The organism is Natrinema longum (genome assembly GCF_017352095.1).
GTDB lineage: Archaea > Halobacteriota > Halobacteria > Halobacteriales > Natrialbaceae > Natrinema > Natrinema longum.
Genome location: NZ_CP071463.1, coordinates 266324 through 287407 on the forward strand (window position 1 = coordinate 266324; position 21084 = coordinate 287407).

Genomic DNA, 21084 nt, shown 5'->3' on the forward strand with positions numbered 1-21084 from the left:
TACCGACCGCTATGCTCCCGCTGCAACTCGAGGACACGCCGCCCCGGCTCGAGTCGCTGTTCACGTCGGAGTTCGCGTTCGCAGTGTTGTTCGGGATCTGCGTGCTCGAGGGGGCGATGTTGCTCCGCTTTATGCCGAGCGAACTCGTCGTCCCGGCCGCACTCGCCCTGATCGGCTCGTCGATGCCCGAGTCGATCACGATCGTCGCCGTCGCGGTCGTCGGCACGACGATCGGTCAGTGCGGGCTGTTCTATCTCGTCCGTCGGGCCGGTCGCGAGTACGTCCTGCGAAAGCGCTGGTTTCCGATCACCGAGTCGCGACTCGAGCGCTTCGACGGCTGGTTCGACCGCTGGGGCGCACTCGCGGTTCCGGTAAGCAACACGTTGCTGTTCGTTCGCGGACTGGCCACCGTGCCCGCCGGCCTGTCCGAGATGGAGTGGCGTTCGTTTGCCGTCCTGTCGGCGGTTGGGTCGCTTTCCTTTCAGTCGATCCTCGCCGCGCTCTACCTCCTCGGGGGCCACCTGCTCGCCTAGACGGGGATCGCGTAGTCCTTCGCTCGGATACCAGCGACTCTCGCGGTCGTCTCGAGAACGGTGACGCTCGAGCGGTCCCAGAAACGAGGTCGTGTCGAGGTCGTCTCGCCCGATTCGAGCGACCCCGTGCCTACCCGGACGACCGAGAAGCGAGCGCGGGCATCAGTCGCCGCCCCCTCGGTAGACGGGCAGCCGGAACCTGATGCCGGCGTCACGGAGTTGCCACCTGATCTCCATGGTGAGCCACGTGAGTCCGCTCACGAGCGCGATCCCGATGGCGGCGAACTCCGATTGGCCCATCCAGACGGGCGTCGCAAAGAGGAGTCCGTTGTAGATCCGGTGGGGCAGAACGGATTCGATGAGATCGCCGAGGAATCCGAGCGGATCGATGTCGAACCCGCCGCCACCGCTATCGCCACCGCCGCCGGTGTCGGCTTCGGTCCGGGACTCGAGGCCCAGCGCCGCCGCGCTCTGGCCGCCCTCGCTTTCGGGACCCGTCTCGAGGCGTTCGGCCTCGTAGGGCAGCGTCGAGCCGACCTCCCAGACGATATCACCGGTGGCGTTGACCTCCATCACGCGATTGCCGTGGGTGTCGGTGATCAGCGTGTTGCCGTTGGGGAGCCGGTCGGCATCGCGGGGCCACTGGATCCGATCGTCTTCCCACTCCCAGGTACGATTCCACTCGCCGTCCTCGCGCTGGAACTCCTGGACGCGTCCGTTCTCGGAGTCGGCGACGACGACGGCGGGGCCGCCCTCGCTCTCGGGGATGTAATCGGGGTTGTGCTGTTCGTACTGCACGTCGTACTCGTTTTCCGCCCCGAGCGTCCAGTCCTCGAGCAGGCCCTCCTCTCGGTCGAGGAAGACGACCTGGTCCTGGTTCCGGAGACTGGCCATGATCGTCCCCTCCAGTTCGCCCTCGTCGATGTATTCGACGTCGTTGACGTGGGCCCAGTCTTCCGGATAGGGGCCGCCTTCCTCGACGGGGAAGTCGCTCTGGGCGTCCCAGAGCCACTCGACGACCTCCGTCTCGGTGTTCACGACGAACACCTGATCCGCGACGATGTCGGCGACGACGACGTGGCTCTCGTTGATGCGGTCCGCGTCGTGCCACTCCCCGGCGGTCTCCTTGTAATCGTAGCGCTCGTAGAGCACCTCGACCTCGCCGGTCTCGAGGTCGGCCCGTTCGATGACGTTTCGCGCACAGGGCGGATCGGAACAGGCCGGTCCCTCGGTGTGGATCGTGTCCGTCGCGGTGTACTCGACGGTCAGCGGGTCGTCTTCGACGGGGTCGACGTCGAAGTACTTCGTTCGCGTGTTGTTGTAGTAGAGCACGTCGCCGTCGGGTTCGTAGGCCGTAATCGTTCCGGCACGGCCCGATTCGGTGACGACGGTATGGTTGTCCGTCTCCGGTGCGTTCGGAACGGCTTCTTTCGACGCCGTCGAAATCCCGCCCGACGACGCGCTGACGACGACGGCGGCCGACACGAGGACGATCGCTACGAACGCGATTCGGAGTCGGTTTCGCGACAGTGCCGACCGGAACCGAGCGAGCGATGGACGCGATCCCTCGGTCACGATTCGATCACCGGCGAGCACGTGAGCACCGTTGTGCGGACCATTTGGTTCTGGTTCATCGATCGGACACAAGTATTTTTTCTAACTCGTTTCCGCCCCGAATCGACAGCGACGACGCGGTTCGGGGACCGCGTTCAGGCGGCGGACTGGCAGTCAGCGTTGGCCCGGCCGCGACCCGCAGTGGGGCGGGGGGCCGGGACCCAGTGCCAGCAGCCGGTCTCAGACGGTCTCCCGTCCGTCAGTGCCGGTGGGACCGGGACCGCCCTGCGGTCCCACCGAAAATAGGGACAGCAAACCGTCTCAGTCACGTTCGGCCGTTCGTCTCGTGGTGAGGACCGGCACCGGCGACGTCTGGATCACGCGCTCGCTAAAACTGCCGAGCAGGTGTCGATCGAGTCCGGTGTGACCGTGGGTCCCCATCACGACGAGGTCGATCCCCTCCGCGTCGGCGTAGGCGGTGATCTCTCGTGGTACCGAACCGGTCGATACCGTCGTCGTCACGGGATCGGCCCCCGCTCGTCTCGCGATCGCTTCGGCCTCGTCGAGGACCTCCTGGACGTTCTCCTCGAGTTGTTCGGAGAGTTGGGACGACCCCGAGGCGATCGTTTCCGGCAGTTCGTCGACGATCGATAGCAGGTGGAGCGTCGCGCCGTGTCGGGTTGCGATCGACGCGGCCCGTTCCACTGCGGCCGTCGCGTGGTCGCTGCCGTCGGTCGGAACGAGCACGTCGGCGTAGGGGTAGCGCCGTGTCGCGTCGTCGGCCCCACGGACGGTCACCACGGGAACCTCGCTCCGATTCACGACGTAGTCGGTGACGCTTCCGAGGACGTACTCGCTGATCCCGCGTCGCCCGTGGGCCCCCATCACCACGAGATCGACTTCGTCGACGGTGGCGTGGTCCGCGATCGTTTTTCGCGGATCGCCCTGAACGACGGTCGTGGTAGCGGAGACGCCACGATCCTCGGCGAGTGCGGCGGCATCCGAGAGGATCTCGTCGCCTTCACGCTCGAGGACGTCTACGACGTCGCCGCCGAGTTGCGTTAGACTCGGTTCGTTCGTGTCCGCAACGTAGAGCACGTTGACGGTCGCATCCCGATCGGCGGCGATATCCAGTGCGTGCTCGAGCGCCGCCCTCGCGGAATCGCTCCCGTCGGTCGGGACGAGCAGTCGAGTGGTCATGGAACGAGGTTCAACACCGACCCGCTTACATGTACTGGACGCTGCCCGTCGTGGCCGCTCAGCTGTCGCGGAAGCGATCGGAGAAAAGGCAGAAGCGACGGAGCGGTACCGATCGCTAGGCTGATTCGATATGGATTTCGCCGCCGGCAGTGACCGTTACCAGACAGTCGCTGTATTCGAACGTGACGGAACCGCCCGAGCGGAGACCGTTCGCACGCGGTTCGAACAGCCGCTCGAGCGCGTCGGCGTTGATCGAGTAATGCAGCGGCTCGATCTCGGTGACGGCTTCGTTGCGAAACGTTGCGACTGCCTCCGCTACGGCAACGCTGAGCGGTTCGTCGTCGAGTCTATCGTATTGCACGGAATACTGATCCCCCATTTCGGTCGCCGGTGATCGTGAACTCATCTCTGTCATATATGTTGTACGTACCCCCAGTACGTCCGTGGGAAGTCATTCTCTCGTTCACGAGTTGTTGTAAAGAGTCTGGTCGTTAACTGTATAACGGGTCTCGAAGGGGATGGTTAATCAGTTAACTCCTCACCGGTCGTCCCCTCGAACAGGGCCGCGAACAGCTTTCGCTCGGCCGACCGGACGTGTTTGTGAAACGCGGGCGGGGAAATGTCCAGCGAGCCGGCGATTTCCTCGCCGTTTGCCTGCCGGGGCCACTCGAAAAATCCGCCGTGGTAGGCCGTCTGGACGACCTCCCGCTGCCGATCCGTAAACGTCTCGAGCAAGGTGTTGCGCGCGGGGCCGTCGATCGTCTCGGGATCGTTCGTGCGTTGCTCGCGTCTGGCGACCATCGAGACCGACGGGCCGCTTCGGGTGATATTGGCCAATACGTCGCGGACCTCGACGGCGTCCGGGACGTCGACGATCGCGCGACCACCGGATTCGTCGGCGACGAACTCCCGTAACCGCGCGCCGTGTGAATCGGCGATCGATCCGAGAAACGGATCGGTGAGCTGTATCTGGAGCAACGTTTCGTCCTCGTGTTCGGCGATCGTCGACACGCCACTGATCCCCTCGAGTGTGGTCTCGTCGATGGCGGCCACCGATCCGTCGGCGGCTCCCTCGACAGCGGCGAAGACGAGCTGCGAGCCGTTGGCGCGGACCGTCGCCCCCTCGTAGGTGACGGCTCTCTCGAGCGAGGCCGCGAGCTGACAGAGGGTCGCATCGGCCGCGACCTCGAGTTCGACCTCGGTGTAATTGTCGCCGACCAGCGCGTTCTTTCGCTTGACGGCGTCGATCGCGTACGCGATCGTTTCGCCGAGTTCGCTCAGCATCGATCGAAGCGTCTCGTCGAACCCGTCCCGCTTCTCACCGTAGATCGACAGGACGCCATAGAGGAACCCATCGTAGACGAGGGGCACTGCGAAGACGGACTGGAAATTTCGCGACAGGGCATCGCTCCGCCAGTCTCCGTCGTGTACCGATTCCGCGACGTTCTCGACGTAGACCGGCGTTCGGGTGCGAGCAGCCCGCCCCGCCGGTTCGGCGGCCGAATTATCGACCGTCGTCACCGTCACGGCATCGAGATACCCGCGCTCGAAACCGGCGTGGGAGCGTGACTGGAGCCGATTGCCACTGGGGTCTGGCTCGCCGATCCAGGCCAGCGAGCACGCCTCGAGTTCGGCGAGGCGCTCGGGGATTCCGCGTTCGATCTCGGTGCGGGATTCGGCCAGCAAGAGGAGCTGTTCGAGATCCTGTCGAACCCCGTTAGCGTCGTTGAGCCGCTCGAGATGTTGATTCTGCCGTTTGAGCTCCTGCTCGCGGTCGTGGAGTCGGCGCGTCCGGCCGATCCGATCGAGTGCGGCCTCGGCCGCCGTCGCGAACAACTGGGCGAGCTCGACGGTTTCGTCGTCGTACTCGCCGACCGTCGTCGAGAGCGCGACGAGAACGCCGTGTTCACCCAGCGGGACGTAGAGGCCACTTCGGGCGGCGGTCCCCTCCTCGTAGACCCGACCGTCGGATCTCACGTCGTCGTAGACGACGGCGTCGCCGGTCACGAACGACTCCCAGGTGATGCTGTCGTTTGGCTGGAGCCGCGGCGGCGGGCCGATGGCCGATTCGAGGGCCGACGCGGCCGCCGCCGGCTCGAGTTCGTTGTTCTGCTCGTCGAACCGATAGACGACGCTGTCGAGTTCGAGGACGTGGGTTGCGACGTCGACGATGTACTCGCAGGCCTCGTCTTTCGATTCGACGGTCAGCAGGTGACTGGTCGCCTCGTGCAATGCATTGAGCGCCTCCTGATACTGCACCCGTTCGGTCACGTCGTTCGCGATGCCGATCACGCGATCGACGGTATCACCCTCGCCGTCCGTTATCGGCCGATACCACGTCTCGAGCACGCGATCGGAGATCCGTCTGCGTGAGTGGACGGCCTCCCCTTCGAGGGCCGTCCTCGCGTCGGCACACGCCTCGTGGTAGTCCTCCAGCACGTCGAAAAACGACTTGCCGACGACGTCTTCGGAGTCGAAGCCGAGGTTTTCGAGTCCCCGTCCCTCCGAGAGCGTGAGCGTCCCGTTCTCGTCGAGAACGAACAGGATGACGGGGACGTTCTCGACCAGCGTCTGTAACCGCTCGGTCCGCTTGGTCAAGTCCTGTTCCCGCTCGACACGTTCGGTGACGTCCCGCCAGTAGACCGAGAGTCCCGAGGGGGAGGGATAGATCCGTGCTTCGACCCAGCCGCCGTAGGGGTCGAAGTACGTTTCGACCGTCCGGGGCTCCTGGTCGTCCATCGCCGCGACGGCTGCCGTCTCGAACGCCGAGCCCTCCATTTCCGGGAACACATCGAGAACCTTCCGACCGAGCAGCTCCGAGCCATCGATATCGAGCAATTCGAGTGTCCGATCGTTGACGTACGTAAATCGCCTGTCGGCGTCGAGGGCGTAGAAGGCGTCGGTAACGCGTTCGAAGGACTTGCTGAGCTCCTGTTCGATTCGGTGATACGTCGTGATGTCTCGAATCGAGGCGACGATCCCGTCGACGGTCCCGTCTCCGAGTCGATTCGTGAGGACGGCCTTGTGAACGTACCAGGTGTCGTCCGCGTGTTGACACGTGTATTCGACGGTCCGCGTCGAGCCGCGCTCGGCCTCACAAACGTCCTCGAACGCGTCGGCCACCGTCTGCATGTCGTCGGGGTGGACGTAATCGAGCATGTGCGCCCCGCGCATTCTGGACGAATCGAACCCGCCGACGCGTTCGACCGCCGGACTGACGTACGTGACCTCACCACCCTCGTCGAGGATGACCAACAGGTCCGAGGACTGTTCGATCAATGCCTGGTACCAGTCCACGCGACGGTCGTCCTCTCGTCGCATCGAATCGTACTCGAGAGCCTGCCGAAGCCGATGTGCCACCAGTGGCGGCTCCTGAATCGTGCTCGTGGCGATCACGTCGGTGGCACCGTCCGCTCGGAGTTGTGCGACCGATTCGTTGGTGGCCGGATCGACGGCGTACACGATCGGACACGTCTCGCCGAGCGCGGCCAGAACGTCCCGGTCGTCGGTCAGGACACAGTCTGCCGTGTCGATCCGCTCGTCCGTGAGTTCGGACGCCGACGACACGGACCCCGTGACGGTGACCGACTCGTCTGCCAGCCCCGCCGTGGCCGTCCGGAGCCAGTCGGACGTGCCGACTACAAGGGTACGAACCGGGGTCGTCTCGACGCCCTCGAGACCGCGAGCCATACCGCTTCGTCGGCCGGGACGAATAAAAAGTTCGCGTCGATCTCCGCTTCAGGGATCGGGGGTCACGTCCGATACTAATAGCCGATCACGAGCCCGTCCTTGCGCGGCTCGGTCGCCCCGGCGAGGGTCGCTCCTCGTCGACGAACGAGCTGTGCACCGCCGAACATGACCGGGGGGAGGACCCGAACGTCGTGTCCCGTCCGTGCGAGTTCGGCCGTATTCGGCAGTCGTTCTTCGACGCCGAGCGTTCCCTCCTCGCGGTATCGCCAGCGTGGTGCGTCGAGTGCGGCCTGTGGCGACAGCCCGTAGTCGACGACGTTCGAGAGCACCTGGACGTGACCCTGGGGCTGCATGTAGCCGCCCATGACGCCAAACGCCATCCAGTCGTCGTCGCCCAACTTCGCGATCGCGGGCACGAGCGTGTGAAACGGGCGTTTGCCCGGCTCGAGGCTGTTCGGATGGTCGGGATCGAGCGAGAACGACGCCCCGCGATTCTGGAGCGCGATGCCGGTGTCGCCGGCGACCAGGCCGCTCCCGAAGCCGGCAAAGCGGGAGTTGATGTAGGAGACGAGGTTGCCCTCGTCGTCGCCGACGGTCAAGAGCACGGTGTCCGAATCCTCGGCGCTCGCGTTCGGAACCCCGATCTCGGGGTCCCGTATCGGCTCCGGCTCGATCGCCCGCGCCCGCTCTCGAGCGTAGGCTTTCGAGGCGAGGGGCGGGACCGACTCGAAGGCCGGATCCGCGACGTAGTGGTGGCCGTCGACGAACGCGAGCTTCGTCGCTTCGGCGAAGGCGTGGACCCGTTCCGACGAGTCGTAGTCGTGTCCCCCCGCGTCGATCGCCTCGGCGATGTTCAGCGCCTCGAGGGCGATCAGCCCCTGGTTGTTCGGCGGGAGTTCGTAGACCGTCGCGCCGTTGTAGCTCGTACTCACGGGGTCGACGAACTCGGGTTCGAACGCCGCGAGATCGTCTTTCGTCATGAAGCCGCCCGCCGCCCGAATCTCCGCGACGATCTCGTCGGCGATCGCTCCCTCGTAGACGACGTCGGCCCCGCTGTCGGCGATCGTTTGCAACGACTCGCCGAGGTTCGGCAATCGAACCGTCTGCCCCGGTTCCGGGCTCTCGCCGTCGAAGAGGTACGCCTCGCGGGCGTGATCGTCCACGAACAACTCCTCGGCGCTCGACCAGTGGTGGGCGATCACCGGCGAGACGGGATACCCCTCGGTCGCGTATTCGATCGCGGGCTCGAGAACCGTCGCCAGCGATTTCCGCCCCAGTCGCTCGACGGTCGCCTCCCAGCCCCGAGCGGTACCGGGGACCGTCACCGCGTGGGGCCCGAGGAAGGGCATCCCGAGCTCGTCCCCGCTCGCGTCGCCGTCGACGGCGTAGCCACGGGACGCGGGGTAATAGCGCTCGGGATCGTCGTCGGCCTCGAGAGCGCTCCTGACGGCGTCGATCGTCGCGTCGGTCGGGGCACCGCCACAGGAACGCATCGCGCCGACTTCGCCGTCGGCGGTCCGATAGAGTGCGAAGACGTCGCCGCCCAGCCCCGTCGAGGTAGGTTCGACGACGTTCAACGCGGCTGCGGTCGCGACCGCGGCGTCGAAGGCGTTGCCGCCGTCGCGGAGGATCGAGATGCCGGCCTCCGCCGCGAGCGGTTGGCTCGTCGCAACCATCCCGCGGGCGGCGTAGACGGTCGAGCGCCGCGAGTCGAACCGATCCAGGTCCACTGAGTCGTCCATACCTATAGCGAAACGCCGACGCTCAAAATAGTAGTCCCCCGCCACGCGTCGATCGTCGGGACGACCCGGACACCCACGGCGGTTCGCGATTGCGCCGGGACATCTGTACAGCGGACCGTCTCACTCGAGGACGAGGGGCGCGTGCTCGAGTCGGTAGCCATCGTCGGTCTCGTGGACCGCGCTCACTTCGCGCAGCCGAATCCCGCGCTCCATCTTCGTGACGACCGGCGTCTCGTAGTAGTCCGCGTCGTACTCGAATCCCTTGCCCTCCTCGCGGCGGCGGTCGACGAACTCGCGGTGGCGCTCGAGACGCGCTCGGCCGATCGATCGCGACAGCGCCGGGACCGCCTCGACGCCCTCGTCGAACACCTCGAGAAAGGCGTCCTCGAGTTCGTAGCCGACCGAATCCCGACCGGCACACATCGCCGCGAGCGTGGTCGTCCCGGTCCCCCAGAACGGATCGAGGACGGTATCGCCGTAGGCCGAATACATACACAGCAGGCGGTAGGGAATCTCGAGAGGGTACGCGGCGGACCGTTCCCGGAGGTCGTCGTCCGTCGCGTCAATCGCCTGTAGCTCGCCCCTGACGTCGGTCCAGACGTCGGTAAACCAGCGGTTGCGTTCCTCCCAGAAGTAGGCGGCCTCGTAGCGCCGGTCGGCCCCCGGTTCGAACGAGCGGCTCTCTTCGCCCTTCCGAAACACCAGGATGTACTCGTGTTCCAGGGTGACGTAGGCGTTAGGCGGAATCATCCCGCTGCCCATGAACTTGGCCGCGCTGTTGGCCGGCTTTCGCCAGAGGATATCCGGGAGCGGATCGAATCCCCGCCGCTCGAAGGCCTCGAGCACGCGGGCGTGGTTCGGATAGACCCGGAAGCTCCCGTCGACCGACCGGGTCGCATCGCCCACGTTGATACACGCGATGCCCCCGTCGACCAGCACCCGCTCGAGTTCGTCCCAGACGCGGTCGAGCTGGGCGTGCATCGCCTCGAACGCGTCGCGTCCGTCGCCGGCCGCCAGCGCCTCGCCGACCGCCGGGTCGAGCTCCGTGAAGAGATCGTCCCACATCTCGATCATCGGATACGGCGGGGACGTGACGACGAGTTCGACGGAGTCGTCGGTCACCTGCGATAGGTCACGAGAGTCACCGACGAAAACGCGGTGGGTCGTCTCCATTACGTTACCCTGTCGGCGTCACTCCCTTAGCCTATTGTGGTTCGCTCTCCTCTCGGGACAGGGAACCGTAGCAGGCCCTCGCAGGACTCGAGTGGACGGACACTGATCGCCGAAAAAACGGGCCACGGAACCGATGGGGGTACGCGAGACCACGCTGTTGCCGTCCGCTCACTCGAGTCGGTACCGTCCGCTTACTCCTCGTCGATCTCCTCGTCCGTCTCGTCCGCCGCCGCCGGTGTTTCGTCCGTCTCCTCCTCCGTCTCGCCGCCCGTCGCCGGTTCGAACTCCTCGATCGGTTCCCACTCCTCTTCGGCGTCGGAGGAGAGCCGACGGCGGAGAACCACCGCCCCTGCGACCGCACCCAGTACGAGGAGGAGCCGTGGCAGTCGCCGCGAACCCGAGTCGCTCTCCTCGGTTTCGGTCGTCTCGGCCATCTCCTCGCCGCCCTCCTCGGCCGTCTCCATCACGTCCTCGATGAGTTCCGGTTCCTCGAGGGACGACTCCTCGAGTTCGGGCGACTGTCGACCTGCCAGGAACCCGACGGCCGCGCCGAGACCGAACAGCACCCCTGCGAGCGGAAGCCGGCTGCCGGATCCTCCCCCCTCCGATTCCTCGACCGCCTCGAGGATCGATTCGCGCATCGGGGAATCCATTCCTTTACTGATCGCTTCTTTGACGATGAGTTCGGACAGCGTTTCGTCTTGTTGTTCCATCTCCGGCATAATCCGCTACAACCACACCACCGTACATAGTTCTGTCCACCGTTTCCACAGTGGGCTACGCTCGTCGTCCCCGACGGAGTGATCATTCAATCGGTCCGACAGTATAATCGGTTATTACGGACGCTCCCACTAGCCGACACCGATCGAACGGATCTATTACGAACGGGCGAGAACGGGATCGAGACGGCGTCTCACTGTCCGTTCTCCGAAATACCGTCCCTCTCCTGTCCGATCGATGTCCACCGAGAGCCAGGTGCGCTCCGCGAGACGGAGACCGTGCGCTCGGTTGCGGTTCCGATGGGATGTGTCGCTCCGGCTATCGATCACGCCGGTAACGTGGTAGTACCCCGGCCGATCGCAGACGGCCGGCGCGCTCCGAGCCGGCCGACGAAAGGCTCCCATAACGAAAGGGACTCCCCGGAATGGGGTCATGATATGAGCGTTATCCGCCAGCCACGGGCCCTCGGTCGAACGACGCGGCGACGCGTCATGGGCACCGCTGCCGCGCTCTCGACCGCGGTCATCGAAACGATCGCAGTCGGCTGCTGGTTCGCTCTCGTCGTCGGCTCCCGGACGACGTCGACTGCACTCGCGGGGCTCGGACTCCTCTTCTGTGGCGCGCTCTCCAGGGCAGGGATCTTCGGCGTCACCGTTACCCACCCCGGAGACGTGTTGCAGCCACGCCGGCTCGCCGTAGCACTCCTGTTTACGGCCGGCTGGATCGTCTGGCTCCTCGTCGCCGAACTGGTCGGGGGCGTGGCCGGCGTTACCCTCGCTTCCGGTCTCCTCGCCGGCATCCTCAGCGTGCAGTTCGCCCTCGAGCACCGCGTTTTCAGCCGCTCGTCGGGGCCGCACATCGCCGAGACGCCGATCGTTTCGGGACTGTTGCTGGCCGCCGGCGGCTCGACGCTGCTCGCTACCGCCTGGTTTTTCGACTGGGGACTCTCCACACCGCCGCTCTCGGTCGGGGTCACGACGGTCGTCGTTCTGATCGAACCCCTGCAGATCGGGGTGGTCGTCTTCGGTCTCTTCGCGTTCCTCGCACACTACCACCGGCTCCGGCGGTTCCTCGACCCCTGACCGTCTCGCCCGTCCCGATCACTTCCCCGCCGCGCCCACGTTTTGATCGCTCTCGAAGGAGTCCGGATCCGGCTCGATCGCGGCGTACTGGACCGCTCGCCGCCCCAGCGTTTGGACCCGCTCCTCGAGTTTCGGGTCGACGAACTCGCCGTCCTCGACGGCCGCGCTCGCGTTCGGGATCGCCGCCTCGTGGGGGATCACCCACGCGTTCAGCGCCCGACAGACCGACCGCATGTGCTCGAGGGCCGTCACGGGGAAGGCCCCGCCCGAGACAGCCAGTAACCCGACCGTCTTGTCTTCGAACTCGTCGAAGCCACAGTAATCCATCGCAGTCTTCAGCGGCGAGGCGTACGATCCGTGGTACATCGGCGAGCCGAGCACGATGGTGTCGGCGTCGCGGACGCGCTCGGCCAGCACCTCGGCGTCGCCCGCCGCCTCGCGGTCGCGATCCGCGTCGAACGTCGGGAGTTCGTACTCGCGGAGATCGAGCAGTTCGGTCGTCGCGCCGGCGTCCTCGGCGGCCGAGAGGACGGACTCGAGTGCGGTCCGGGTGTAACTTCCCTCGCGGAGACTGCCACAGAGTGCAGCCACGTGAACGTCGCTCTGGCTCATACCCCTCCGGACGACCGGAAGCGGGAAAAGCCACCCGAAACGATCGCTCGTTGATATGAACCTGCCGGAGACGGTCTCCGGATTCGATACCCATTTTTCGCGGGACGGCAAACCCCTCGTCGTGCAGTCAGTCCTGCCCGTGCTCCTCGAGGAAGCGCTCCCGCGCGTGCTGACGATCGCGGTCCTGATCGGTGCGGGCGTCGGGCTGGCAAACCTCGCCGTCGAGTACGGACTCGTCGCAGTCGTCGCGCGCGTCGGACGATATGTGACGGAGCCGGCGAACCTCCCGTCGGAAGTCGGAACCGCCGTCCTCACGAACGCGGTCTCGGTGACGGCGGGATACGGCATGCTCGCGGAGTTTCGCGAGGCCGGCCTCCTCGACGATCGCGCCACCCTGATCGCCGTCGTCATCAACACGTTCTTCGGCTTCGTGCAGCACATCTTCACCTACTACGGGCCCGTTCTCGTCCCGATTTTGGGCCTGCAGGTCGGCCTCATGTACGTCGGCGCGCGGGCCGGCATCTCGCTGGCCATCACCCTCGTCGGCCTGCTGGCCGGTGCCCTCCTGTTGCGTGGTTACGAGTACGACAGCGGTGCCCTCGAGCCGGACCTCCCCGACGAAGAACCACGAACGAACCGCGACAAACTCCGCGAGGCCGCCGAGAGCACCTTCGATCGCCTGCGTTCGATCGTCCCGCGACTGGCAGTGGTCTACTCGCTCGTCTTCCTCGCGCTCGAGTACGCCGATCGGATCCTCGCGGCGTTCGCGTCGGTCGGGATCGACGATCCGGGTGCCCTCCTCGAGCCGATCGCCGGCCTGCTCGGGCTGCCGGCAGCAGCGGTGCCCGTCATCCTCGTCTCGCTGGTCGATCCGACGACCGGCGCGATCACCGTCGCCCCCCTGATCGGTGACGTGTTGACGCCGTCGGAAGCGGTGATCACGCTGCTCGTGGGCAGCCTCGTCTCGCTGACGATCGGGACGGTCAAGCGGTCGATCCCCTTCCAGTTCGGGATCTGGGGAGCGGCGTTCGGAACGAAAGTAATCGTCGTCAACGTCTGTCTGAAAGCCGCGTTCATTCTCGTGGCGATCGGCGTTTTCTTCCTGGTCTAGGGCGGACGAACCGACTGCGACCGGTATCAGGCGGTCGCCGCTGTCGGCTTCGACGTTCGGAGGCTCCCGTAGACGCCGGCCAGCGAGAGGATCGCGATGAGCGCACCGGAGACGCCGTTGACGCCCAGTACCAGCTCGCGGCTCACGTCGAAGAGAACGATCGGCGCGACCGCGATCCAGACGCCAAGCACTGCGAGCAGTGCCGCGAGGACCACGTTCGGGCTGTGCGTCGTACTGACCCGATACGCCTGTACGGACGCGATGAGGGCGACGACCGCACCGACGAGGACGTTGTGGATCCCCATCGTATCGGTGATCGTGAAGACGGCCGAGGAAACCATGACGAACGCACCCAGCGCTGCGGTCAGTCCGGCCGTCCGTTCGACTAACACGGCTGCACCGTCCGCGGATCGTGTCCGGCTCATACCTAGTTGTAATGCGATCGATATATTTCAGCGCGTCGGTCGGTTTTATACCCTGGGAACGGTGTTTCCGTTCCTCAGTGGCTGCCCGACCACCGAGCCGACGAGTCGTCGGCCAAGACGCCGAGGCGTCGATTCGTCGCCAGAATCGACTCGACGGTCGCTCGAGCATGGCTCGCTCGCACTCGAGTCCCGCCACCGCGAGCCATCCGTACTACTGACATGACCCCCGACCCGCAACACTGATTACCGATCCGATGGACACCCCCGTTCCGAGGTGGGAGTTACATGAACGGTACCGCTCGAATGCAGTTATCCCTGCTCTGGCGGATGCTCGTCGCACTGACCGTGCTGACGGTCGTTTCGATACTCATCGCCGGCACGGCGATCCTCGTCGGCGGATTCCTGTCCTGGCTCGTCCTCCTCGTGGCTGCGTTCGTCCTCGGGATACTCCTGTTGCCGGTTCCCGGGGACGCCTACGGACTGCTCTCGACCGTGCTCGCGAACCCGATTCCCATCGTCGTCGCGACCGGCGCGGTCTTGTTGCCGGTCCTGTACTACTGGCCCGTCCGTGAGGAAATCCGACAGTTTCGGGCGGAACTGGGGGAATCCGGTGCCCCCGCGTCCGAGACCGATCCCGACATCGCCGCGATGACCCGTCGGCTCGCCCAGCAGACGGCCATCCCGGAGCCGGACGTCTACGTCGCCGACCGCCGGCGTCCCGAGTCCTACGCCGTCGGCGGCCGTCTCGACGGGACGATCATCGTCACGACCGGGCTGGTCAGTCGGCTCTCGGCGGCCGAACTCGAGGCCGTGATCGCCCACGAACTCAGCCACCTCGTCAACGGCGATAGCCGGATCATGGATCTCGTGCTCACGCCGCTGCTCGTCGCCGAACACATCGGATCGGACGAGCCACCGACGCGACGGCTGCTGCTCAGCCAACCCCTGGCCTACGTCGCCTATTTCGTTCTCTGGGCGCTGCTGACGGCCACCACCACCGTCCAGCAACTGTGCTGTCAGTTCGGTATCGCCGTCCTCTCGCGTGGCCGGGAGTTCGCCGCCGACAGGGCCGGCGCGGAACTGACCGGCTCCCCGAGCGACCTCGCCAGCGCCCTCGAGACGCTCGACGACGGTCGCGAACGACCCAGCGAGGACAAACGCACCTGGGCGAAGTCCGCCAGCGCGCTCGACATCCTCCCGCGGGAGACCCCGGCCGGATCGTGGGACCTGTTCCGAACCCATCCCAGTACCGACGAGCGCATCGCCCGCCTCGAGGGGCTGGTTCTCGAGCAGGTGTCCGACGGCCGGGACGGCTCTCGTCGCCACTGATACGTCCGAACGTCGCCGCACACCGACGCGAACGACAGCGGTGGGAGTGGCGTGTCCTCTGGCTCCTCTCGACGAAAAGCGACGAGTGGCTACTCGAGGATGGCGTTTAACTCCGTCACGAGCGTCTCTTTCCTGCTGGCGGGGACCGTCGTCGAGAACTCGGCGGCCGAAAGCGCCGAGCGGTCGATCCCGGTCTCGAGCAAGCGAAGTCCCTCGGCAACGACGGCACGATCGCCGACCGTCGCGACGCGGTTGCGAGAGGTCCAGAGGTCGACGTTCTGCCGGCGTGCGTCCCGGCGGCTGACGCTGGGCAGGACGTAGCCGTCACAGCCGTCGATCGGGGCGAGGACGTCCGTCGTCCCGTCCGTGACCGTCCGTCGCAGTTTTACCACCTGGCCGTCCGTCACGAAGGTGTCCCACTCCGACCCTCCCGAGACCGTCGGTGGCCCGGCCAGCGCGCCCGGGTCGCTCACGTCGACGCTGGCGAGATCCGCGTGCCGCCAGTCGGCCACGACGGGGGCGTCGCTGTCCTGTAGTATTCGCCGTTCGAACGCCGGCGTGTGGTAGCCGATCGCGTCGTCGTCGATCGAGACGCGACCGACCTGTCGGGCCGTCTCGAGCAGGTCGGTTCGCTGGGCGAGCGCTGCGGGCCGGACGAGCGGCGGGAACAACACGAAGTAGAGCCGCGCGCCGGGGCGGACGTGCTGGCAGGCGCGATAGAGCCACGCTTCCGTGTGCTCCGGATACCAGGGCGGGTCGAAGAAGACGACCGGAAACGTCGACTCGAGGGGTAACGGTTCGTGGACGTCGGCCTGGCAAAAGCGAAGGGAGTCGAGATCGGTTTCGAACCGCGTTTCGAAGAGGTCGTTGCGGTCGACGAGCGTCACGGGAACGCCACGTCGGGCGAGGCGGGCGGCGACCGTCGGCGCGCCGAGACAGAGGACGGAGTTGCCCGCATCGCGAAGCGTGGCCGCGATATCGGCCACGGAATCGTCGGTGAAGTACCACTCGAAATCGAGCGGGTGGAGTTCGGGCGTCCGGACGGCTTCGGCGGCGTCGACCGATGCGGGGTCGCCCTCGGGGAGTTCGTCGGCGAGACCCAGGTGTCGTAACCGCTCGTAGGCGACCGTCGGAAATGCACCACGGGTATCGCGAAGGACGCTCCTGACGGTCGCTCCGGGAGTCGTCGCGACGGTGGTCAGTCGATCGTCGAGCCGACGGTAGTATGCGGTGTCGCTAGTGGTGTGCTCGGTCATCGGTGATGTGGAAATTTGAGCTGCGTTCGACGGAACGGTGCTACCGTGGCGGTGTGCCAGCGGACCGCTGTGGCCCGCGCGGCGATCCGCCCGACGCACACGATCGGAGTTCAATTCAATTACAGTTAAAATTTTAGTTTAATAACACGAACTGGGAACCCCGTCCGCCGCGGTCCACATCCGAGTGACGGCCTCGCTCGGTTCGTCGGGTCGTCGTGGTGTCTCGAGGGTCCGTCGTCCGCTCGACTCTCCCCCACGCGGGCTCGGCGTCACGGTCTCGAGGGAGTGGGGTCCCCACTGCCGGCGGACGACCGGGATGGGACGATAGGAGTTGTTGCGGCCGTCAACAACGTTATTCGGGTTCGGGCCCTATCCCTGTTAATGAACGCAATCAGTTCCCCACTCGAGGGAGTCTCGTCGCGGAAGGCGACGCTTCACTGCTTCGAGTGCGGTCACGAGAGTCCCATCGGCGGCGACTGGCTCGTCCGCGCCCACGACGACCGACTCGAGTACGAGTGCCCCGACTGTCAGACGACGATCGATTCCCGACCGACCAGCGCCGATTCGACCCCGAAGCGGACGGAGACGCTCTGTTGCTAGCCGGACCGTCGATTCGCGCCGTCCCGTTTGCGGCCGTTTCGACGGCGTCCCGCCGTCGCGAGCCGTCTCGAGGAGTCGTCGCACATCGACCGACGTCCTCGAGGAACGGCCACTGTTCGCGTCGTTTCGCTCCTCGAGACGCTCCCTCGAGTGGCGACGTGATCGAGAACCTCGTTCGGGGCCGATCGGCGGCTCTCGCTCGTCGTGATCGTCACCGGAACGTGACTTTCAGCCGCGCTATCTCTTTAAATAGCCGATTCGGAAGGGATATAATCGCGCTCTCGTGATGGATGGTATGGTTCGCTATTCGGCCGAGCGCTGTTCCGACTGCGGGAGTAAACAGAAGCGCCGAGCCGACAACACCGTCTGGTGTCCCAACTGTGCCCAATTCCTCTCACCCGGAGTGAATTCGTAACGGGCGGTTACTACGGCATCCTCGGCTGACGGTACTCCCCGAGACGCGACCTCGCGGTCGTCTCACGGACATCGATTCTTTCTCGAGATCAGATCGAAACCCGGCTCGTCGGAGTGTCACCGCGCGCGACTCGCGCGTGGTCCCCCGCCATCGGTCGCCGCCCGGCGACAGTCGATCCGAGTCACATCGGTAGCACGGCCTCCGCCGCGTCCCGCCGTCGGTGTACGAATGCGACCTGCTATCCCGTGTCTCAGCAGTCATATACGTTGACATCTCCGAGGGAGTACATGAACGGCGACGACGACAACAGTTCGGAGCTCTCGATAGAGAGCCCCTACTTCCTGTTTCGCCTCTTCGAATCTGACGTCATCGCGGCCGAAATCGACTGGGAAGACGAGAAATTCGTCTTCTATCCGGTCAACACGCTTCCCGACGGTCACACCGGACCCTGACGGGTTCGTCACCCGGAGCGTGGCGTCGCGGGGCGTCTCGCGATCTCGCTCGTCGGAGGTGCCGAGTCGGCTCCCCGTTCCACGTCGTTTCGCGTCGCGGTCTCGGATCGTGAGGCGGCACGGGCAGCGCGACGCGACAGAACAGCGGACGGTCTCGAGGGACTGACGCGTTCTTTATCGTCTCGAGGAGGCTACGGAGCGACGTGAGCGAAGGTGACGAAGACGAAACGGTGATGGCCGCGTGTACGGCGTGTGAGTCCGTCTTCGCAGCGAAGGAGACCGCCAACGGGACGATTCTCCCGATCGGTCGACCGCAGGGCTGCCAGTGTGGCTCGACCGATTTCGAGCCAGTAACTACCCCCGACGACCGACTGTCGAAGCGTGCCTCGGACTGATCGATCCAGGCAGTCACTCCGCGCGGGTTTTCGACGGTGTGCCATCTCTCGCGGCCGACAGCCACGTCTGACTCCACAAGCGCGTTCCGGAGGAGGCCTCCCCCGTCGCGGGATCGGCGGCCACGAATGCCGCGACCTCGGCGGTCGTGAGCCTCGAGTCGGCACCGCCGGTGGCGAGCGACTGCCCGCGGACCGACGCCGACTCGAGTTTCCCCGTCTCCGAAACCCCCTTGCTCACCGTGTTCCCCCTCGAGTCCCCCTTCTCACCACGATTCCCTCTCCCCCGTCCCCCTGCTCACCGCGATTCCCTTCCCTCGAGCGAGGGGCTCCGATCCGAACTCGGGGCCCGCGGGCGGTGGCTGCCGATCGCGTCGCGGGCGGGTCGTGTGGGGCCGAGCGATCGCGTGGACTCCCCTTCGGAGACCGCCGATCGGGAGCCGCCGCTTCAGGTGAGCCGCGCGCCCTCGTCGTCGAGCGCGAGCGCGCAGTCGTCACAGAGCCACCAGCCGATCAGCGGATCGCGTTCGGGAAGCACCGCGCCGCAGTCGGGGCACCGCCTGGGCTCCTCGTCTCGAGTCCCGGTCATTCGTCCCCCTCGGGGTCTCGAGGGGCGGCCTCGCCCGTTCGGGAGGGACCGTCTCCCGCCCGTGACGCGGGCTCGTCAGCGGCGTGGGACGTGGCCGCGCAGGCTTCGAGGAGGGCGTCGGTGCGCCGCGCGAGCAGGCTCCGCCCCGCGTCGGTGGGGGTGTAGTCGCTCGTGCGCTCGTCGACCCGGCGGCTGACCAGCAGGTCGCGGCCGACCAGCGCGGCCAGGGTCGACTGGAGCTGGACGTGGTCGACGTAGGGGTAGGTGCGCTCGAGGGCGTGCGTGATCGCGCGCTGGTCGGTGGTGTCGGCCTCGCCCTCGAGGCGGGCGATCGCCGCGAGCAGGTCCCGCTGGAAGGCGGTGAGCTCGATCCAGGTAGGGCTGTCCTCGTGGCTCGGGGCTGTCGTGCACTGGGTGTCGCGGTGGTCGGGTGGCGATGCGTCCGCTCGAGCGGGGGTTTCACAATCCCGCGAATCGTCGTCGAACATGGCTTGTGTGCCTGCGTACGCGAGCCACGCGGACCCGGTGTCTGTAGCACCGGACCGCATTTTCGAGAGATTCGACGAAGAGTCGACTCTCTGCGAAGCCCGCGGTTGCTATTTCTTCTCGAGGCGATATAAAGCCTTCTACGATATTGTAGAGTTTTATCTACGTTATCGTCTAACCACTCGAGCGTTCCGAACGATGTAAGAAGCCGGTCAGAAACGGATAACTGATGCGTAAACCCGGTGACTGGATGCAGAATCCGACAGATGATCGGATTCTCGAGGTTCTGAATACCGGGTTAGAGCTCGGCCCGACCACGATCGGGAGAAACATCGATCGCGATCGAACCGGCGTCAGTCGGCGGCTGTCCAAGTTAGTGGAGTACGGGCTCGTCGACCGAGTCGATGAAGGCTACTACGTTATCACCGATCTCGGGGAGCAATATCTCAATGGGGAGCTTGATGCGGACGGACTCGAGTCGGATGCTAATTGAATAGTTCTCCTTCACAAGCATTCACCACTGCTTTCGTCGTGTTGCAGTCGTAGCAATCAGCTGCGTTCGATCGCGTCTCGTCAATACGACAATCGCCGTTGGTTCTGATTCGTACACTTGTCCACACGACCCCGGAAATCCTAGTGTCTCGACTAACGGAATGGGTATCTCGACCCTCTATCAGTGGAAGTCGTCGTTCATCCAGCAGAGAACATGGTTCCAAACGATGTACCGACTCGAAATAAACACACGACGATCTGGATCTCGTATGCATATCGAGAATCTAATTTTGACGACGGACAACCAAAGGGGAGCGGAGGCTTCCAATCAGACTACGTCGGAAATGCGCGAGTAATCAATAGCTTGTGTTCGTAACTCGATACTGTCGTCATACGCGTTGTAGATACTCTTGTCGATCTTCCCCCCATCTCGACCGTCATAGTGCATTTCATGCCACCAAATATGCTTCAGACACTGTGCATCGTTGAGGCCACCGATGTCAGTCGTGACCTTGAACAGGACCTCGGCAAAGTGGAGATCATCTAGTGCCGGCATCTCTGGGTCTGGGTTACTCGGCGACGGGTATTCGTTCGGGAAGACGATCACATCAGGGATGACACGACCGTTCTCCGTACGGGCACCTGCTGGCGGGTCGCGGATAATCATATACCGTGGGTCCTCATCTTGGTTTAGTCCCCATCGCACTGCTCGGTTGATTACCTCGTTCAGCCGAGATGCGGGAGATTTGGTATTGCGAGCGTTCCGCTCGCTCCACAACATCAGGGTGTCAGTATTGGTTGGAACGAGCAGGTGACCGATACTCTGCCCTTCACCGCCCTTCACGTCCATCGCAAAGATCTCTCCAGTGTTCTTGAGTCGACCTTTGAAATCGATACGTTCACTCCCACGCTGATCGGTGAACGAGAGGTATCCTTGCTCCTCGGCGGGTTCCAAGAAAACTTCGCGGACAATGTCCTCGTTATCCGCGCCGTGTGACTGTCGGAAGCTTCCACCGAGTGAGAAGACCGCATCTTTGAGTTCGCGTTGGTAGTCACCGGCGTCAATGTTCCAATCCTCAAATACCTCTGGGTGCTCATTCCCGAGCGATTTGATGAGTTCCTTCACCTCATCCAAGGTCTGTTCACGCTCGTCGGTACCTAAATCGGTAAATCCGAGTGTATCTGTCCAAGGGTTATTGTCAGTCACATAGAATCCCGCACACTGCGACGG

23 protein-coding genes are annotated in these 21084 nt (G+C 64.9%); 8 read left to right on the plus strand and 15 right to left on the minus strand.

Annotated elements, in window-relative coordinates; all coding sequences use genetic code 11:
- Nucleotides 1-11 precede the first annotated feature (11 nt).
- Nucleotides 12-533: a DedA family protein gene (locus J0X27_RS01275; protein ID WP_207270690.1), complete on the plus strand. Its 522-nt coding sequence runs from the start codon at nt 12-14 to the stop codon at nt 531-533.
- Nucleotides 534-695: 162 nt separating this feature from the next.
- Here J0X27_RS01275 and J0X27_RS01280 read toward each other — a convergent pair whose 3' ends face one another.
- The 7 genes from J0X27_RS01280 to J0X27_RS01310 all read right to left on the minus strand — a co-directional run bounded on the left by J0X27_RS01280 (nt 696) and on the right by J0X27_RS01310 (nt 10614).
- Nucleotides 696-2108 (minus strand): aryl-sulfate sulfotransferase, encoded by a 1413-nt coding sequence (locus J0X27_RS01280; protein WP_207270691.1) that lies wholly within the window; start codon nt 2106-2108, stop codon nt 696-698.
- Between the two features lie 300 nt (nt 2109-2408).
- Nucleotides 2409-3287 carry a universal stress protein gene (locus tag J0X27_RS01285; RefSeq protein ID WP_207270692.1) on the minus strand — a complete coding sequence of 293 codons (879 nt, stop codon included), beginning with the start codon at nt 3285-3287 and terminating at the stop codon, nt 2409-2411.
- Nucleotides 3288-3402: 115 nt separating this feature from the next.
- Nucleotides 3403-3702: a HalOD1 output domain-containing protein gene (locus tag J0X27_RS01290; protein ID WP_207270693.1), complete on the minus strand. Its 300-nt coding sequence runs from the start codon at nt 3700-3702 to the stop codon at nt 3403-3405.
- 107 nt (nt 3703-3809) lie between these two features.
- Nucleotides 3810-6977, minus strand: a complete 3168-nt coding sequence (locus J0X27_RS01295) for a PAS domain-containing protein (RefSeq protein ID WP_207270694.1) — start codon at nt 6975-6977, stop codon at nt 3810-3812.
- Between the two features lie 74 nt (nt 6978-7051).
- Nucleotides 7052-8719 (minus strand): gamma-glutamyltransferase family protein, encoded by a 1668-nt coding sequence (locus J0X27_RS01300; protein WP_207270695.1) that lies wholly within the window; start codon nt 8717-8719, stop codon nt 7052-7054.
- Nucleotides 8720-8839: 120 nt separating this feature from the next.
- On the minus strand, nt 8840-9892 hold the full coding sequence (locus J0X27_RS01305) for a DNA-methyltransferase (RefSeq protein WP_207270696.1): 1053 nt from the start codon (nt 9890-9892) through the stop codon (nt 8840-8842).
- Between the two features lie 191 nt (nt 9893-10083).
- Nucleotides 10084-10614: a hypothetical protein gene (locus J0X27_RS01310; protein WP_207270697.1), complete on the minus strand. Its 531-nt coding sequence runs from the start codon at nt 10612-10614 to the stop codon at nt 10084-10086.
- A 435-nt stretch (nt 10615-11049) separates the two neighbouring features.
- Between J0X27_RS01310 and J0X27_RS01315 the strand changes: the two genes are divergently transcribed.
- Nucleotides 11050-11694, plus strand: a complete 645-nt coding sequence (locus J0X27_RS01315; RefSeq protein WP_207270698.1) for a hypothetical protein — start codon at nt 11050-11052, stop codon at nt 11692-11694.
- A gap of 18 nt (nt 11695-11712) precedes the next feature.
- On the opposite strand, the gene J0X27_RS01320 is transcribed toward J0X27_RS01315, so the two are convergent.
- Nucleotides 11713-12306 (minus strand): NADPH-dependent FMN reductase, encoded by a 594-nt coding sequence (locus J0X27_RS01320; RefSeq protein ID WP_207270699.1) that lies wholly within the window; start codon nt 12304-12306, stop codon nt 11713-11715.
- A gap of 121 nt (nt 12307-12427) precedes the next feature.
- Between J0X27_RS01320 and J0X27_RS01325 the strand changes: the two genes are divergently transcribed.
- Complete coding sequence (locus J0X27_RS01325; protein WP_207270700.1) at nt 12428-13417, plus strand: nucleoside recognition protein; 990 nt, start codon at nt 12428-12430, stop codon at nt 13415-13417.
- 26 nt (nt 13418-13443) lie between these two features.
- On the opposite strand, the gene J0X27_RS01330 is transcribed toward J0X27_RS01325, so the two are convergent.
- Nucleotides 13444-13842 carry an SPW repeat domain-containing protein gene (locus tag J0X27_RS01330; RefSeq protein ID WP_207270701.1) on the minus strand — a complete coding sequence of 133 codons (399 nt, stop codon included), beginning with the start codon at nt 13840-13842 and terminating at the stop codon, nt 13444-13446.
- A 285-nt stretch (nt 13843-14127) separates the two neighbouring features.
- On the opposite strand from J0X27_RS01330, the gene J0X27_RS01335 reads away from it, so the two are divergent.
- The gene (locus tag J0X27_RS01335; protein ID WP_224214691.1) at nt 14128-15171 is read left to right on the plus strand and encodes a M48 family metallopeptidase; all 1044 of its coding nucleotides are present in this window, start codon (nt 14128-14130) and stop codon (nt 15169-15171) included.
- Between the two features lie 89 nt (nt 15172-15260).
- Here the strand turns inward: J0X27_RS01335 and J0X27_RS01340 are convergent, their stop codons facing one another.
- On the minus strand, nt 15261-16427 hold the full coding sequence (locus J0X27_RS01340) for a hypothetical protein (RefSeq protein WP_207270702.1): 1167 nt from the start codon (nt 16425-16427) through the stop codon (nt 15261-15263).
- 381 nt (nt 16428-16808) lie between these two features.
- Here J0X27_RS01340 and J0X27_RS01345 point away from each other — a divergent pair, with 381 nt between their 5' ends.
- The 3 genes from J0X27_RS01345 (at nt 16809) to J0X27_RS01355 (ending at nt 18289) form a co-directional block, all read left to right on the plus strand.
- Nucleotides 16809-17027 (plus strand): DUF8106 domain-containing protein, encoded by a 219-nt coding sequence (locus J0X27_RS01345; RefSeq protein WP_207270703.1) that lies wholly within the window; start codon nt 16809-16811, stop codon nt 17025-17027.
- Nucleotides 17028-17729: 702 nt separating this feature from the next.
- Nucleotides 17730-17894, plus strand: coding sequence for a hypothetical protein (locus J0X27_RS01350; protein ID WP_169924347.1), 165 nt, complete (start codon nt 17730-17732; stop codon nt 17892-17894).
- 203 nt (nt 17895-18097) lie between these two features.
- Nucleotides 18098-18289, plus strand: a complete 192-nt coding sequence (locus tag J0X27_RS01355) for a hypothetical protein (protein ID WP_207270704.1) — start codon at nt 18098-18100, stop codon at nt 18287-18289.
- Between the two features lie 13 nt (nt 18290-18302).
- Here J0X27_RS01355 and J0X27_RS01360 read toward each other — a convergent pair whose 3' ends face one another.
- From J0X27_RS01360 to J0X27_RS01370, 3 genes are all read right to left on the minus strand, one after another.
- On the minus strand, nt 18303-18527 hold the full coding sequence (locus tag J0X27_RS01360) for a hypothetical protein (protein ID WP_207270705.1): 225 nt from the start codon (nt 18525-18527) through the stop codon (nt 18303-18305).
- Between the two features lie 207 nt (nt 18528-18734).
- Entirely contained in the window at nt 18735-18875 is a 141-nt protein-coding gene (locus J0X27_RS01365; protein WP_207270706.1) for a hypothetical protein, read from the minus strand.
- On the minus strand, nt 18872-19363 hold the full coding sequence (locus tag J0X27_RS01370) for a PadR family transcriptional regulator (protein ID WP_207270707.1): 492 nt from the start codon (nt 19361-19363) through the stop codon (nt 18872-18874). The genes J0X27_RS01365 and J0X27_RS01370 overlap by 4 nt, the downstream gene beginning before the upstream one ends.
- Nucleotides 19364-19590: 227 nt before the next feature.
- Here J0X27_RS01370 and J0X27_RS17825 point away from each other — a divergent pair, with 227 nt between their 5' ends.
- Entirely contained in the window at nt 19591-19854 is a 264-nt protein-coding gene (locus J0X27_RS17825) for a winged helix-turn-helix domain-containing protein (protein WP_224214690.1), read from the plus strand.
- Here the strand turns inward: J0X27_RS17825 and J0X27_RS18180 are convergent.
- Together J0X27_RS18180 and J0X27_RS01375 are read right to left on the minus strand one after the other, a co-directional pair.
- Nucleotides 19847-20128 carry a DUF7692 domain-containing protein gene (locus J0X27_RS18180; protein WP_425491931.1) on the minus strand — a complete coding sequence of 94 codons (282 nt, stop codon included), beginning with the start codon at nt 20126-20128 and terminating at the stop codon, nt 19847-19849. The genes J0X27_RS17825 and J0X27_RS18180 overlap by 8 nt on opposite strands.
- 53 nt (nt 20129-20181) lie before the next feature.
- Complete coding sequence (locus J0X27_RS01375) at nt 20182-21060, minus strand: hypothetical protein (RefSeq protein WP_207270708.1); 879 nt, start codon at nt 21058-21060, stop codon at nt 20182-20184.
- Between the last annotated feature and the right edge of the window lie 24 nt (nt 21061-21084).